Below are 16,009 nucleotides of genomic sequence, written 5' to 3'. Positions count from 1 at the left end.
TTACTATGCCTCCTTGCCAATATAATCTTCTATTAAGACAGCAATTGTATTAATAAGCATTAGAACTCCACCTGAAGGAAGAGCCAACATAGGCCAAAACATGGAAAGCCCTGTAGTCGGTGCAGTTTGAAATGAAATCGATTGTGCCATCATGAAACCATAAATAATTAGAATAATATAGAATACACAAGAGATAACAGACATCAGAGTCCTTATACTCCTTCCTGCTGCTCCAGTTAATTTGCTTTGAAGAAGATCAATAGCAATAAGCGATCCTTCCTTTATCGCATATGCAGCACCTAAAAGAGTAAGCCAGATCATGAGAAAACGTGATGCTTCTTCTGAAAAAGTTAATGACTCACCTACAACGAATCTAGCAAATACTTGCCAAGAGATAAGTACACTCATAGCTGCCAGCATTACAAATAGCAACCATCCAACTACTTTATTGATATAATCAGTTAGCTGGACGTACTTCCTAAGAGAATTTACCATCCTATGATCCTCCTTATTAACAAGAGGGGGAAGTACCCCCTCTCTTGTTTTTAATATTTAAAATCACGCACTTTATTAATTAATTCTTCATTAATATTAGGCGCCCACTTTTCATAAACTGGCTCTACCTTCTCGATGAAAGGCTCTAATTCAGGTTTGGTGATCTCCATACCCTTTTCTTCTAGTTCTTTTAAAGCTTCTTGTTCCTGCTTTTGACTTGCTTCACGCTGGACTGGTGTAGCTGCTTTTGCAGCTTTTAAAATTGCTTCCTGATCTTCTTTTGGAAGTGAGTCAAATAATTGTTTACTCACCATAAATGGTAGAGGAGAATAAACGTGTCCAGTCAGATTCAAATATTTTTGGACTTCATGAAAACGAACATCTAGAATAGTTGGTATAGGATTCTCCTGGCTGTCTATTACACCCTGTTGTAAAGCTGTATAAACTTCCGGCCAAGCCATTGGTGTAGCATCCGTTCCTAATGCTCTCCATGTATCAACTTGGACTTCACTTTCTTGGGTGCGATGTTTAATCCCCTTTAAATCTTCTGGTGTTTTAATTGGACGGACATTATTTGTCTCATGGCGTACACCGTTTTCCATCCAAGATAGTACTTTTACATTTGCTTGCTCTTCAATTTTCTTAGCCAAATCCTCCCCAATTTCACTATCTAAAACTGCATATGCATGTTCTACATCCTTGAATAGGTATGGTAAATCAAACATATAAACATCCTTAACAAAACTTCCTAATGGACCTGTGGATGCAACACCCATATCGATCGTATTAATTCCCATTCCCTCAACCACTTCACGTTCTCCACCAAGTTCATTGTTATAATGAAGTTTTACAGACAAGCGGCTATCTGTTAATCGTTCTAGTTCCTCTTTAAACTTTTTCATACCGACATCATGGTGTGAACCTTCGCCTAAAGGAAGGCTGACATCAAAAACTCTTTGCTCGCCCCCGTCTTCCGCATTAGCCCCTGATTCCTGACCTCCGCAGCCTGCCATTAACACCATAGAGATTACAACAGTTATCATCAATCCCCATATCTTATTCATCTTCATTCCCCCTCATTTTCACTTTGGTTATACAAGAATTTTTTTATGGATTGAACCGCTTTCAAAAAAGCTTTCAGCATATCCCATTCTATCGGCAGAAAAGATATCTTTGTCCATTGTCTTTAAGTTGCTGGATATTAAAGGTTTGAAATCCATATTTGCTAAAATATCACGTTCAAGATCTATCCCTGGTGCTCTTTCTATTAACATCAATCCATCTGGTGTTAATTGGAATACAGCACGTTCAGTTATATATAGGACTTCCTGGTTTTGAATTTTGGAGAATTCTCCGCTAAATGTTATATGATTAACTAGATTTTTGAATTTTCTGAACTTACCTTCCGTAATGATCCTTAGCTGGTTATTTTTTACCTCTATTTCACATCCGCCAGCTGTAAAAGTGGAACAAAATATTACTTTTCTTGCATTTTGAGTAATATCAATAAAACCTCCACATCCTACCGTTTTCGTCCCAAATTTACTTACATTAACATTTCCATTAATATCAATTTCTGCAGTACCCATAAATGTGATATCTACACCACGGCCCGTATAATAATCAAATTGGTATGGATGTTCAATAATCGCCTCAGCATTTCTCCCTATACCAAAATCAGTCCCACCTAATGGCTGCCCGCCTATTACACCAGATTCAACCGTTAGATTAATCTCATTTAAAATTCCTTCTTCTTCTGAAACCGGGCCAACTGTGTCACCTGGGATCCCTGTTCCCAGATTTACAATTGCACCAGGAAATAATTCTTTAACCCCTCGGCGTCCTATGATTTTTCGGATATCTAACGGCAATGGCTCACTTTCTTCAAGAGGCTCCTTCAGCCACCCGCTAAATACCGGGTTGTAGAATGCGCAAGATGTTTGGCGGTGCTCTTGAATGGGGGCTTCCGCAATGACAATGTCATCCACATAAATTCCGGGAATAACAACATTTCTTGGAGGTAACGTCCCTCGCTTTACATAGTTCTTAACTTGAACAACCACTCTTCCGCCATATCTCTTTGTAGCTTGAGCAACTGAAATAGCTTCAAGTTTTAGTGCCTCATCTTCCATCGTTATGTTCCCAAATTCATCAGCTGTCGAGCCGCGAATAACACATATATCAATTGGCACTTGTTTGTAAAAAAGGTGTTCTTCTCCTTGGATATGGATGATATCAACCAGGCTTTCATTTTGTAGTGCCCTCTCATTAATCCGGCCACCCTCATTCCTTGGGTCAACAAATGTTCCTATTCCAACTTTTGAGAAATTTCCTGGCTTTCCTCCAGCCATAGCTCTGAATAAATGTGTCAATTGACCTTGAGGCAGGCAATGAGCTTCTACCTTATTATTGTTAATCAAATCTCCCCACTTTGGAGCGAGGCCCCAATGTGAGCCAATAATTTTGGAAACCAAGCCTTCATAAGCAAGATGTTCTATTCCATTAATACGATCACTATGACCTGCAGCATGGAGTATAGTTAATTGATTGGGATATCCCTTTTTTAAGAAACTGTCTTCTATCTCTTTTAAAATTGTTTCACAAGCTCCCATAAGGGTGAAACCACACAGAGCTAAAGTACTCTTATTTTTAATAGAAGATACAACTGCTTGAGCGTTTGTTTTTTTCTTTTCCATTTACCAACCCTCTTTTGTGTATGATCTAGATTACCGCACTTTGAAAACTTTTTTGAACTTTCTCTCCATTTTCGTTATAAACATAAAAACCTTGACCTGTCTTTTTCCCTAGATTTCCAGATTCAACCAACTTTTTTAAAAGTGGAGCAGGTCTATACTTAGAATCACTGAACCCTTCATACAGTCCCTCCATTGTTGCCAAGAGAACGTCTAATCCAACAAAGTCAGCAAGGGTGATAGGACCCATTCTGTGATTTGCGCCAAACTTCATTGCATTATCGATATCCTCAGGTTTCGCCCCTTCCATGACACAATAAATTGCTTCATTTACCATGGGAATTAATAGCCTGTTTACCAAAAAACCTGGGTAATCATTACAAGTAACACCGTTCTTATTAATATCCTGTACAAAATGTTTAGCGCTCTTGTAAGTTTCTGATGAAGTAATAATAGATGGAATGATTTCTACAAGATTCATAATAGGTGCTGGATAAAAGAAGTGAAGCCCGATGACCTTTTCTGGTCTTTTAGTAGAAGCGCCTATAGCTGCGATGGATAATCCTGAGGTGTTGGAGGCTAAAATAGCATCAGAATTAATAACGCTATCTAATTTTGCAAACATTTCTTTCTTTATTTCTAACTTCTCGGGTATAGCTTCAATAGCTAAATCAACATCATAAATATCATTAAAATCTACAGTGGCTGTAATTCTTTCTAAGGTTTTCTCCAAATGTTCATTTGTGCATTTGCCTTTTTCCATTTTACGGTGAAGATTATTAGTAATTATCTGTAGAGATTGCTGTAAACGGTTTTGATCTACTTCAACTAATATGACATTTTTCCCAGACTCTGCAATTACTTGGGCTATCCCGGAACCCATTAAGCCTCCGCCTATAACTGAAACTTTTTTAAAACTTGACAATTCTTATACCTCCAATTTGAACATTTTTTATAAAACCATTCCGCCGCCGACATTAATTACTTCACCGTTAATATAAGAGGCCTGATCTGATACAAGGAAAGCAATACAGTTTGCTACATCTTCCGGCTTGCCAGCCCGTCCCATTGGAATTTTAGAAATCATTAAGTCCCATACTTTGTCAGGAACCCCACGCGTCATATCAGTATCTATAAAACCGGGGCAAATAGCATTGCAAGTAACATTCTTTCTTCCTAGCTCTCTTGCAGCAGTTTTTGTTATCCCTACAACGCCAGCTTTAGCGGCGGCATAGTTTGCTTGGCCAACGTTTCCAAGCCAACTTGCAGATGAAATATTTACGATTCGCCCATTTTCCTGCTCCCGCATAATGGCACTAGCTGGCTGCATCGTATTAAATACACCTGTTAAGTTAACCCCAATAACCGCATCCCATTGTTCATGATTCATTTTGTGAAGCATGGAGTCTCGATTAATCCCTGCATTATTAACAAGAATATCAAGCTTTCCGTGCTTTTTAGCTGTGTCTTCTATTAGAAGTCTTGCATCTTCTTTATCTGCTACATTACAAATTTTTATCTCTGCACTGCCCCCCTCTTCTAAAATTTGAGAAACAGTCATTTCTGCTCCTTCTTGATTCATGTCACTTACCACTACATGTGCTCCTAAGCTGGCAAGCTTTATAGCAATTCCCTGACCGAGTCCTCTTGCTGCTCCAGTTACAACGGCCACTTTTCCATTTAAATTAATCATCCTGTGTATCCTCCTAATCTATTTCATTATGACTATACTAGTTCAAAGATCGTAGCAATTCCCTGGCCTCCGCCAATGCACATAGTAGAAATACCACGTTTTAAACCTCTCCTTTTTAATTCATCCAGTAATTTTACGGTGATAATTCCACCTGATGCACCAATTGGATGACCTAAGGCAATTGCTCCACCATTAACATTTACTTTTTCCCTCTCAATCTCAAGATCCTTTATAACTGCAAGTGATTGAGCAGCAAATGCTTCGTTAAGCTCCATTAAATCAATATCATTTAATGTTAAGTTGGCTTTTTTAAGTAATTTTTTTACAGCTGGAGCAGGTGCAAACCCCATAATCTCAGGCTCAACTCCTGCTACAGCTTGCTCCCTAACATAAGCAATTGGTGTTAAACCAAGCTCTTCCGCTTTTTCACTTGTCATTAAAACTAGAGCTGCTGCCCCATTGTTAATGCCCGAGGAGTTCCCAGGTGTTACTGATCCTCCATCTTTAAAAGCAGGTTTTAGCTTTGCTAGTTTCTCAATAGTTGTTCCTCTTCTAGTATGTTCATCTGTATCAAAAACAGAAACTTCTCCTCTTCTTCCTTTTACTTCAATTGGTACAATTTGTTCCTTAAAATATCCTTTATCTATTGCTTCAATGGCTTTCAGCTGACTTTCATAGGCAAATTCATCTTGTTCCTCACGGGAAATACCAAATCGTTCAGCCACATTTTCGGCAGTGACACCCATAGCATAGTTGCCAAATGGATCTGTTAGAGCTGTCAACAAACCATCTTCAAGCTGGGAGTGTCCAAATCGATACCCGTATCTGCCTTTGCGAACATAATAAGGCAGTTGGTCCATATTTTCTGTACCGCCCGCAACAACAATTTCTGCATTACCTGATTGAATTTGCTGTACAGCGTTATTAATAGCTTGTAGACCCGATCCGCAAAGACGGTTAACAGTGTAGGCGGTGCTGCTTGATGGGATCCCTGCTCTTAAAGCACACATTCTGGCAATAAAAGCATTTTCAGCGACCTGACCAACACACCCCATTACTACTTCTTCAACATCTTCATTGCTAATACCAGCACGAACCACTGCTTCCTTTATAGCATCTGCTCCCAAGTCTGCCGCATGTACATCCTTGATTGCCCCTCCCATTGTTCCTATTGCTGTTCTTGCATAACTTACAATTACAACTTCTTTCATTTGTCTTCACCAATCCTTTTATTTTTTATTGACGTACTTTCTCTTATTACTAACTTCGGTTCGAGCAGAAGTCTTCGATGTTCTGGTTGCTCCTTATTAGCAAGCATGTGTAATAAAATTTCACAACCCATTCTTCCAATTTCATAAGTATGTGCATCAACAGTTGTTAAGGGAATTCTAAAATCTTCTGAAAATGAGATATTGTCTGACCCTATGACAGATACATCATTCGGAACATTAAACCCCGAATCGATCAATGCTTTGATAGCACCAAATGCCATAATATCACTAGCAGTGAATATTGCAGTTGGAACATCTCCAGTGGCAATTAAACTATTCATATCACGGTAAGCGGTTTCAATTTGATAATCACTTTTGATTATTCGATTTTCATTTAATGATAGTCCATTTTCCAGAAGGGCATCTTTATACCCGCTTTCACGCTCTTTACTATTTAAACGATCACCCCCTAAAAAGGCAATATCAGTATGGCCTAAATTAATTAAGTAATTGGTTGCCATCTTCCCAACCTTATAGCTGTCAATCCTAACCTGACTACCTTCATAATCAGCAGGGGCACGGTTAATAAGGACATGGGGGATACCTTCTTTTTTCAAGAGTTGAACACTTGTAGAATCCTCATTGTCTATTGTTGCGAAAATAATCCCATCGACTCCTTGGTCAACCATTGATTGGAGCATTTCAAGCTCTTTTTCCGGGTCATCCCCAGTAGTACATAAAATCACATTATAGCCGCTGCCAAGTGCTATATCATCTACCCCTTTTAACATCAATGGGTAAAATGGATTTGTAATCTCTGTTACTGTCACGCCAATAAGCTTAGACTCTTTTCTCTTTAAGCTCCTCGCAACTTTATTTGGCCTATAGTTCAGCTCCTCTATAGCAGTTTCAACTCTTTCTTTTAACTCCTCGCTTACAAACTTAGTTTTATTGATAACTGCTGAAACTGTTGCAATTGATACATTTGCATGTTTTGCGACATCTTTTATGGTTGTCATATTTAATCCCTTCCCAGCGAAACGTTTAGCTATATTTAAAAAAAAAATAAATAACATTTAAAATAATGCTTTAAAATACTGATTTTAGTATGTAAGTTTCAGAAAAACGTTTAGCTAAACGTTTTTCTTGAGTTTTATTGTATAAAATAAATTTCACTATGTCTATAGTTTTTTATATTATTTTATTTTTTACAAAAATTCAAAAAATAACAATATATAACAACCCTGATGGGTCAGTCTTCTGTTATACAGTCAGCACCCCTTAGATTGTACCAGCAGAGGCGTTAAAAAAGCAAAAAGGCTTAATGAGGATTTTACCATAAACCTAAAAAAGTTGGATGAGCAAACACTGTGTTATAACGAGTCGCAACCCTGTATTCATGTACTGCTGCATTAGTGGAATACAAGAAAAAAAGAGCCGCCAACCCTTTCCAGATCAGCAGCTCTCTCACTTATTCGTTCAAATATGCCCATGCATATTGTGCATAAAGTTCTGCTCCTGTTGCAAGAGCGTCTTCGTCGATGTTAAATTTGCCGTGATGGTGAGCCCATTCCGTGTCTTTCTGTGGATTGCCGCTGCCCACTAGTGCAAAGCTGCCAGGTGCTTTATCCAGAAAGAAGCTGAAATCTTCACCGCCCATTGTCGGTTTTTCATGGTAAAGGACGTCTTCTCCGAATGCTTTGAAAGCAACTGCTTGAACCAGTTTTGCACTGTATTCGTCGTTGATCACTGCTTGTGTTCCCCGTGTGTATTCCACCTTTACTGTTGCCCCGTAAAGAGCAGCAACTTGTTCAGCATAATGCTGAAGCTGTTTTTCGATATGATCCCTTGTTTCAGGATGAAAACAGCGAACCGTTCCCTCAATAACAGCATTTTCGGCGATAACGTTAAACCGAGTGCCAACCGTCATTTTTCCAACAGTAAGTACAGCAGGAGACTGAGCATCAATGGTTCTAGATACAACACTCTGGACATTCATGACAAAGGAAGAGGCGACAATCGCCGTATCAATACAATCATGCGGCATGGCGCCGTGACCGCCTTTCCCTTTAAACACCACCTTAAAAAGATCAGCCGAAGCAAAGGATGGTCCTGGCGTGCAGGAAACTTTATGTGTCGGCATTTGTGACCAGATATGAATGCCAAAGACATTGTCAACACCTTCCATCGCTCGCTGCTCCACCATCATCTTCGCCCCTTGCGCTACCTCTTCGGCTGGCTGGAACAGCAGGCGGACGTTCCCGGGTAATTCTTCTTTAATTCCATTTAATGCTTTGGCGGCAATCAGGAGCATGGCGGTATGAGCATCATGACCACATGCATGCATTTTCCCATTTTCCATGGATCCATAAGGCAGGTCTTTATTTAATTCCTCGACCTGCAGCGCATCCATGTCTCCCCTTAAAGCAACTGTTTTCCCCGGTTTCCCGCCTGCCATTTCAGCAATAACACCAGTTGGTTCTGTTCTTTTATAAGGAATGCCCAAATCATCCAGATACTCACAAATAAATTGGGTGGTTTTAACTTCCTCCCACGATACCTCTGGTTCACGATGGAACTTTCTTCGTAATTCAGTCAGTTCATCACTGTATGCCTGAATCGCTTCTTTCAAATGGTTATGAATCATGACTTATTCCGCCTCCGTTAGCTCTATTGCTGCCTCAAACAAGATCTGAACAGCTTCGGCGAGATGCCTGGAATCAGACCATTCTTCCGGACAATGGCTCAATCCATTTTTACTTGGAATAAACAGCATCCCTACATCTGTGAAATCAGCAAAAACCATTGCATCGTGGCCTGCGCCGCTATTAATGGAACAGGAAGGGTAACCCAGTTCACTGCTTTTCTCCTTTAATAGTCTTACAATCTCTTTATTCATCGCTTTCGGCTGAACATATAAAGGCTGCTCAACGATAATATCAATTCCACTCTCACGATAGGAATCTGCTAATTCTTTTACTTTTTGAATCACATTCTGGACATGTTCTTCCTTGCCTGACCGAATGTCTACAGAAAAGACCGTTTGATCCGGAATTACATTCGATCCATTTGGGTGTACCTGTAACTGCCCGGTTGTGATAACTGTTCCGTCCCCTTCGGCAGCAGCCAGTTCCGGAAATTGGGCAATCATTTTGGCAGCCACAACCAGCGCATCCGCCCTCCTGTCCATTGGAGTGGTTCCTGCGTGGCCTGCCTGTCCTTTTACTGTTACATCTAACTGCGTTAATCCGACAATCGCTTCGACTACCCCGATTGGAATATTTTTCTCTTCTAGAATTGGTCCCTGTTCAATGTGCAATTCCAGGTACGCCTTTAGTGTCTTAGGGTCTCTTAATTTCGGAAGAGATGGATCGAGTCCAATTTTCTCCATGGCTTCCACGGTAGTAATGCCATCTTTATCCTTTAATGTTTTGAAATCTTCCTCACCAAGCAAACCGACCATTCCGCGTGATCCCATTAAACCGCCGCCAAATCTGGAGCCTTCTTCTTCTATAAGAGCAATAACCTCCAGAGGGTATTTTGGTGTTAGCCCATTTTCTGTAAATAGGGCAGCTACTTCAAGGCCTGCTACAACTCCTGCAGGACCATCATAGGATCCCCCATTTGGGACAGAGTCAAAGTGAGAGCCAATGAGAACGCTTGGAGCATCTTTTTGGGATCCTTCAAGTCTTCCAAAAATATTGCCTAGTCCATCCTCCCGAACCGTCAAGCCCACTTCCGTCATTTTGGCTTTAATATACTGCCGTGCAAGCAGATCCTCCTGGCTATAAGTTAGCCGGGTTGTGCCTTTGCCTGGCGTTGCCGTATAGGTGCCTATCGTATCAATGTGGCTTTCTATTCGTGCTTGTACTTTTTCCAAATTCACGCTTTTCGCTGTTTGAGCTTCACTCATTTTATCCATTCCTTTCCTACAAGAGCCCTACAAAAATCCCTGCCAATACGACCGATACAATGGTAACGGTGATGAATCCGCCGACAAGCATAGGCGGCAGCATGTGACTCGTCAGCATCTCTCGTTCTTTTTCATCTTCTGTTAAGGATTTAATGACTTCATTTGTAATAATGTAATCAGCCGGGAATCCATATAACGCCGTTAACGAAACAGCGAAGGCCATATTTTTGTTTACTTTCAATATTTTACCTGCGATAAATGAGAAGATGTACATACCGATAACCCCTAATACTATTGTACCGGCAAGCGGATAAATAATTTCAAGCATCATACCTGGTGTAGCCTGCTTTAACCCGTCAAAAATAAAGAGCATCAGCGCTATGATGGCAAAACCGAAACCATTTGCTTTTTGCAATACTTGCTTTTCAAGAAAGCCGATACTTGTGGCAATAACCCCGAACAATAGGCAAAGAACAAATGGACTTACGTTGGCCACTGGGGCTAAAAGTGTCGATGTCAGGTAGGCAAGGTACGCGACAATGGAAAGCCTTAAAAATTTGAAGAAATCTGTATTATATTTCTCTGGCATATTTTTAAAGAGCCTGAGCTCAGGCTTGGCTGCTTCTGCTGATCCAGCAGCTACCTCTGCGGCTGCCTCTTCCTGTGCTTCAAAAGCAAGATGGCCGCTTCGGTATTGGTGCAGCAGGCGCTTTCCTTCTTTTTTCAAAGCCAGCGATGTTAACGGATATCCCGCAAACCCCTGCATAACATAAATGACGATCGCAAAGACAGATAGAGAAGCAAGACCAGCTTCTTTCGCTCCTTCAGACATAATCAAGGCAGATACAACACCGCCAACCAAAGGTGGAATCGCCACGACAACAGTCTCAAAACCAAAAATGAATGACCCGATTCCAAATAAAATAGCGATAATTCCTAAAATTCCTGATAAAGCAATGACAATCGTCTTCCACTGGTTTTTTAATTCCTGGATCGATAACAAAGTTCCCATATTGGTAACCAATAAGTACATCATCATCACAGCCACAACTGGCGGTACCCCTGCTACGGCCACAATATCCTTTGGAAAGAATGTCCAGTACCCTGCGAGGAACAGAGCGGCACAGACGAAAATGGACGGCACCCACGCCTTTGTCCGAATGGCAACGAAATCTCCTATAAATAGAATAAGCATAAGAATAACTAAAGCTAACATCTGTGACATACTGCCCCATCCCCTTCTTAGATGAATAAATATTCATTGGTGTTACTAAAAATATATGTTATAAGAATAATAATATAATTATACTTTTCAGTCAATTTAAATTATTGACAATTTTCAAGAAAACGCTTTCACTTTAGTTTCTAACCTTTATCTTCCAGTTCCAAAAAATATGATAAAACAAATATATTATTTTAAAATATTTTTAAGAGGTGTCTTAGCAACGAAAAAGAGGATGTCTCTAAAGACACTCTTAACTATTTATACAAATCAATCTTTCATAAACTTTATATTTTATAATAAGATCATCTTGGAACTGACTTCTATAATCAAAATTTCAGAAGAAAGAGTTTCTATCTAAGAATGTTCTTGCTATTTTTAATACCTATTTAGGAAATTACAGCATTTATACATCTTTTTACTTACACTAGGGGACAGGCACCGGTTTTTCTTATTATTATGTGTCTGTATATGAGGTCATATATTTGTCGAGCAGCATCAATAAAGCCAATAAAATAACGCAAAAAACGAAAGGCCAAAAACGAACAGTGCGTGGCACTGTTCGCTACATAAAAAGCTATTTTTTTGTTAACTGACATCCATTTTCAAATTATCTACTGGCAACTGGTTGATGCTCTTTACTTAAAAGCTAAGATAGTCATCTTAGTTATAAACATGCCCTATTAATACTTAATTCACCCTACAACTTTCTTATCCTTAGAGGATTTGCTTTCTTTACATTTCTCCTCCCAGAAGTCTGCACCTTTGATTCCTACTTTTACAGGATCAAAAACAGGATCTAAGCCTGCCTTTTTCTGGGTTTCATAGTCCTTAAATACTTTTAAGGCTGGTTTTGTTAACAGCAGAATTGCTACTAAGTTAAGCCAGGCCATGCTTCCGAAGCCTAAGTCACCAAGTGCCCATAAGAGAGCAGCGGATTCAACACTTCCAAAGTAAATCATTCCTAGGAAAATAACCATTAAAACACTTTTTATCCATTTAAAATTTTGTTTTCGATCAAGAAAGACAAGGGTGGTTTCAGAAATATAGTAATAGGCCATCAAGGTTGTAAAGGCAAAGAAGAATACAGCTATAGCAACGAACAGAGAACCAAATCCAGGCATAACGCTTTCAACTGCTGACTGTGTCCACATTGGTCCTGCCTCTACACCTGGAATTTTATCTACAATTGGCTCCTGTCCTTCTGGAGTAATACTATACATGCCCGTTATTAGTATCATTAGGGCAGTAGCTGTACATACAATGATCGTATCGATATAGACTGAAAAGCCTTGGACAAGACCTTGTTTTGCTGGATGAGAAACTTCTGCCGCAGCTGAACTATATGTTCCTTCACCAACACCGGCAACGTTTGAGAATACCGCTCTCTTAACCCCCCAGGCAATGGCTGCGCCGATAATCCCGCCAAACATTTCATTTGCACCAAAGGCACTTGTTATTATAAGAGAGAACATAGCTGGAACTTCTGATGCATTTGCAATTAAAATAAAGAAGGTAACAATCACATATCCTAAGGCCATAAATGGAACAATTTTTTCTGCAACAGTCGCGATTCGCTTGACCCCACCAAAAATAATGATTCCGAGTAAAGCTACTAAAATAATACCAGTGATATTTCTATTAATGCCCATTGTGTTCTCAAATCCGACAGCAATAGTATTTGCCTGTATACCCGGAACTAATATCCCGTAGCAAACGCTTACAACAATAGCCACAAAAACCGCAAACCATTTGAGATTTAACCCTTTTTCAATAAAATATGGTGTGCCGCCTCGGTATTGATTTCCGTCTTTGACTTTATAGACCTGGGCAAGTGTTGACTCTATGAACGCACTTGCGCCCCCAAGAAAAGCCATGATCCACATCCAAAAGACAGCTCCCGGACCTCCAAACGCAATAGCTGTGGCAACACCTGCTATATTTCCAATACCGACACGTCCTGCTAGTGCCATACAAAATGCTTGAAAAGAAGATACTCCTGATTCAGGGCTCCTTCCTTCAAAAAGAAGCTTGATCATTTCCTTAAAATATCGTATTTGCACAAAGCGTGTCACAATTGAGAAAAACAAACCAGCACCAAGTGCAAATACAACTAATCCAAGACTCCAAACCTGCGACACTGCCCAGTTTACAAATTCCTCCATCCTATACCTCCTCAAACATGTCATGAGTATACAATTCTATCTTTTTATATCACTTCTATATAATGATTTTCTGACAAAAAACAGGATACAGGGGAAGACCCGCTGTCCTATTCCATTATAGGACAAGAGATCCGTCCCCCATTGCTTCTCTGTTATTCTATTTCTGAAGATTTACTTCAATTTTACCCAGACACACTTTACTTCTGTATAGTTATCAAGTGCATAGGATCCCATTTCGCGGCCGATTCCTGATTGCTTGTATCCGCCGAACGGAGCTGCCGCATCCTCAAGGTTGTAATCATTAATCCAAACGGTGCCTGCTTTTAACTTGTTTGCTACATTATGGGCTTTTTTCACATTTTCAGTCCAAACTCCAGCTGCAAGTCCGTAAGGTGTATTATTTGCTCTTTCGATGACTTCATCAACCGTATCAAACGGAAGGACACAGACCACTGGCCCAAAGATTTCTTCCTTTGCAATGGTCATATCATCTGTTACATCAGCAAAAATCGTTGGTTTTACGAAATAGCCTTTATCAAGAGCACGACCTCCGCCAGCTGCTACTCGAGCTCCCTCAGCCTTACCTTTTTCAATATAGCCAAGTACCCGTTCAAATTGTCTTTCTGATACAAGAGGACCCATCTCAGTGCCAGTTTCCATTCCCGCTCCAAGTTTGACTTCATTGGCCATTCTAGCAAGCTCTTCAACTACTTTATCGTAGTGGTTTCTGTGTACGAAAACGCGTGACCCTGCACTGCAGTTTTGGCCATGGTTGTACATAATTCCGTTGAAAGCACCGGGAATAGCCTCAGAAAGGTCAGCATCCTCTAGAATGATATTTGGAGATTTTCCTCCAAGCTCTAATGTCACATGCTTAACAGATTCAGCCGCCTGACGCATGATGTATTTACCTGTAGCCGTAGAACCGGTAAAGGCAACCTTGTCAACGTCAGGATGGTTAACAATGGCAGCTCCCGCCGATTGGCCAAATCCTGGAACAAAATTGATAACCCCATCCGGGAATCCGGCCTCTTTGATTAATTGTGCTGTATACATAAGGGAAAGCGGTGTTTGCTCTGCCGGTTTAAGGACAATTGTACATCCTGTTGCAAGTGCCGCCCCCATTTTCCATGCTGACATAACAAGCGGGTAGTTCCAAGGTATAATCTGTCCGACAACTCCAATTGGCTCATGTCTAGTATAGTTCAAATAATCCTTTGAAATCGGAAATGTCTGGCCTAGAATCTTTGTTGCCCATCCCGCATAATAGCGATAATGTTCAACCGTTGCTGGAACATCATCATTTAGTGCCACATCATACGGCTTACCATTATCCAGCGCCTCTAATTGAGCTAATTCCTCACGGTTTTCTTCTATTAAATCAGCAAACTTATAAATTAAACGAGCTCTTTCCGCAGCGCTTAAATCCGGCCATGCTCCTCTTTCAAAGGCATGACGCGCAGCCTTAACCGCTGAATCCACATCCTCTTCCTGTGCCTCGCTGACTAATGCAAGCACCTCTTCTGTTGCTGGATTAATTGTCTCAAATTTTTTCGCGCTTATAGATGGCACGAATTGTCCGTTGATAAAAAGTTCTATATTCCCTTCAAGAAAAGCTTTAACCTTTGGTTTTAATTCAATTTGAGTTGATAACAAGCTAATTTCTCCCTTCAATTATTCTATTAATGTCTGAATCTTAAACAAGTGCTACTGATAGATTTGCTAAAATCTCCTTTAACTTTTGATCTTCCTCAGGAGATAAGCCTAAGCGTGGATGACGTGCAGGACCTCCCGCCTGACCAGTAAGCTCCATGGCTCTTTTTACAATTTGCACGTATTTTCCTGATCCCTCAAGGAAGCTGCAAAGCGGTAATATACGGTCATTAATAGCCCATGCACTCTCTAACTCGCCATTTTGGAAATGATTATACATATCTGTAACAAGCTTTGGTACAATGTTACCTGCAACTGAGATCCAGCCAGTTGCCCCAACAAAATAGGACTCCATCACAAGCTCTTCAGCACCGCAGAAAACTTCAAAGTCTCCCTTGCCTTTTCTGGCAAGATCCCTTGCCTTCCCAATTTCACCGCTAGATTCTTTAATGTGAGTGACATTCTCACAATCCTTGCCAATTTGCAGCATTAATTCTGCGCTCATATTGACACCAGAGGTAAATGGGTTGTTATAAAGCATTATTGGAAGATTGACAGCTTCAGAAACCTCCTTGAAATGGTGATAGATTTCATTTTCCTTTGGCTTCATATAGTAAGGATTAATTATTAATGCACAGTCAGCCCCATTTGCCTCGGCTTGTTTTGTATATTGAATAGCTTCCTTCGTTGTCTCTGCAGCCGTTCCGACAATTACCGGAATACGGCCGTTTACTTCCTTCATCACATTTTCTACCATTTGGAATTTTTCTTCTTTTGATAGACTGACAAATTCGCCAGTACTTCCGTTGATAACGATACCTGCAACACCTTGGTCCATGAAGTAATTGACATTATTCTTTACTCCACCCCAATCAATTTCCTGTTCCTGTGTCATTGGTGTAATTAATACTGGATAAGCTCCTCTAATTGTTGTCATTTTCTTTCCTCCTATAAATTTAAAAAT

Annotated in this window: 13 protein-coding genes; all 13 read right to left on the bottom strand. The window is 40.2% G+C overall.

The annotated features are described in order from the left end of the window. Positions 1–3: 3 nt before the first annotated feature. On the bottom strand, positions 4–495 hold the full coding sequence (locus tag AC3ZVC_RS15790) for a TRAP transporter small permease (RefSeq protein WP_490064162.1): 492 nt from the start codon (positions 493–495) through the stop codon (positions 4–6). 50 nt (positions 496–545) lie between these two features. Beyond that, positions 546–1,559: a TRAP transporter substrate-binding protein gene (locus AC3ZVC_RS15785; protein WP_490064161.1), complete on the bottom strand. Its 1,014-nt coding sequence runs from the start codon at positions 1,557–1,559 to the stop codon at positions 546–548. A gap of 27 nt (positions 1,560–1,586) precedes the next feature. After that, a complete protein-coding gene (locus tag AC3ZVC_RS15780) occupies positions 1,587–3,191 on the bottom strand; it encodes an acyl CoA:acetate/3-ketoacid CoA transferase (protein ID WP_490064160.1) in 1,605 nt (534 codons plus the stop codon). Between the two features lie 25 nt (positions 3,192–3,216). Further along, on the bottom strand, positions 3,217–4,113 hold the full coding sequence (locus tag AC3ZVC_RS15775) for a 3-hydroxyacyl-CoA dehydrogenase family protein (RefSeq protein ID WP_490064159.1): 897 nt from the start codon (positions 4,111–4,113) through the stop codon (positions 3,217–3,219). A 27-nt stretch (positions 4,114–4,140) separates the two neighbouring features. Next, positions 4,141–4,881 carry a 3-oxoacyl-ACP reductase FabG gene (gene fabG, locus AC3ZVC_RS15770; RefSeq protein ID WP_490064158.1) on the bottom strand — a complete coding sequence of 247 codons (741 nt, stop codon included), beginning with the start codon at positions 4,879–4,881 and terminating at the stop codon, positions 4,141–4,143. A 32-nt stretch (positions 4,882–4,913) separates the two neighbouring features. After that, positions 4,914–6,092, bottom strand: coding sequence for a thiolase family protein (locus AC3ZVC_RS15765; RefSeq protein ID WP_490064157.1), 1,179 nt, complete (start codon positions 6,090–6,092; stop codon positions 4,914–4,916). Then, the gene (locus tag AC3ZVC_RS15760; protein ID WP_490064156.1) at positions 6,089–7,111 is read right to left on the bottom strand and encodes a LacI family DNA-binding transcriptional regulator; all 1,023 of its coding nucleotides are present in this window, start codon (positions 7,109–7,111) and stop codon (positions 6,089–6,091) included. The genes AC3ZVC_RS15765 and AC3ZVC_RS15760 overlap by 4 nt, the downstream gene beginning before the upstream one ends. 452 nt (positions 7,112–7,563) lie before the next feature. Then, positions 7,564–8,739: an amidohydrolase gene (locus AC3ZVC_RS15755; RefSeq protein WP_490064154.1), complete on the bottom strand. Its 1,176-nt coding sequence runs from the start codon at positions 8,737–8,739 to the stop codon at positions 7,564–7,566. 3 nt (positions 8,740–8,742) lie between these two features. Further along, entirely contained in the window at positions 8,743–10,005 is a 1,263-nt protein-coding gene (locus AC3ZVC_RS15750; RefSeq protein ID WP_490064153.1) for a Zn-dependent hydrolase, read from the bottom strand. A gap of 16 nt (positions 10,006–10,021) precedes the next feature. Next, the gene (locus tag AC3ZVC_RS15745; RefSeq protein WP_490064152.1) at positions 10,022–11,230 is read right to left on the bottom strand and encodes a hypothetical protein; all 1,209 of its coding nucleotides are present in this window, start codon (positions 11,228–11,230) and stop codon (positions 10,022–10,024) included. Positions 11,231–11,922: 692 nt separating this feature from the next. Continuing rightward, positions 11,923–13,392, bottom strand: coding sequence for an alanine/glycine:cation symporter family protein (locus AC3ZVC_RS15740; protein WP_490064151.1), 1,470 nt, complete (start codon positions 13,390–13,392; stop codon positions 11,923–11,925). 171 nt (positions 13,393–13,563) lie between these two features. Continuing rightward, positions 13,564–15,048 (bottom strand): aldehyde dehydrogenase family protein, encoded by a 1,485-nt coding sequence (locus tag AC3ZVC_RS15735; protein WP_490064150.1) that lies wholly within the window; start codon positions 15,046–15,048, stop codon positions 13,564–13,566. Between the two features lie 40 nt (positions 15,049–15,088). After that, a complete protein-coding gene (gene dapA / locus AC3ZVC_RS15730; protein ID WP_490064149.1) occupies positions 15,089–15,982 on the bottom strand; it encodes a 4-hydroxy-tetrahydrodipicolinate synthase in 894 nt (297 codons plus the stop codon). Positions 15,983–16,009 lie beyond the last annotated feature (27 nt).

It is taken from the genome of Cytobacillus sp. C11.1 (genome assembly GCF_058145115.1).
This window is presented reverse-complemented; position numbering and strand designations above follow the sequence as displayed.

Bases quoted from the DNA above. Each gene is read 5' to 3' on its own strand.
- AC3ZVC_RS15790 (WP_490064162.1), bottom strand. From the start codon at position 495: ATGGTAAATTCTCTTAGGAAGTACGTCCAGCTAACTGATTATATCAAT.
- AC3ZVC_RS15785 (WP_490064161.1), bottom strand. From the start codon at position 1,559: ATGAATAAGATATGGGGATTGATGATAACTGTTGTAATCTCTATGGTG.
- AC3ZVC_RS15780 (WP_490064160.1), bottom strand. From the start codon at position 3,191: ATGGAAAAGAAAAAAACAAACGCTCAAGCAGTTGTATCTTCTATTAAA.
- fabG (WP_490064158.1), bottom strand. From the start codon at position 4,881: ATGATTAATTTAAATGGAAAAGTGGCCGTTGTAACTGGAGCAGCAAGA.
- AC3ZVC_RS15765 (WP_490064157.1), bottom strand. From the start codon at position 6,092: ATGAAAGAAGTTGTAATTGTAAGTTATGCAAGAACAGCAATAGGAACA.
- AC3ZVC_RS15760 (WP_490064156.1), bottom strand. From the start codon at position 7,111: ATGACAACCATAAAAGATGTCGCAAAACATGCAAATGTATCAATTGCA.
- AC3ZVC_RS15755 (WP_490064154.1), bottom strand. From the start codon at position 8,739: ATGATTCATAACCATTTGAAAGAAGCGATTCAGGCATACAGTGATGAA.
- AC3ZVC_RS15750 (WP_490064153.1), bottom strand. From the start codon at position 10,005: ATGAGTGAAGCTCAAACAGCGAAAAGCGTGAATTTGGAAAAAGTACAA.
- AC3ZVC_RS15745 (WP_490064152.1), bottom strand. From the start codon at position 11,230: ATGTCACAGATGTTAGCTTTAGTTATTCTTATGCTTATTCTATTTATA.
- AC3ZVC_RS15740 (WP_490064151.1), bottom strand. From the start codon at position 13,392: ATGGAGGAATTTGTAAACTGGGCAGTGTCGCAGGTTTGGAGTCTTGGA.
- dapA (WP_490064149.1), bottom strand. From the start codon at position 15,982: ATGACAACAATTAGAGGAGCTTATCCAGTATTAATTACACCAATGACA.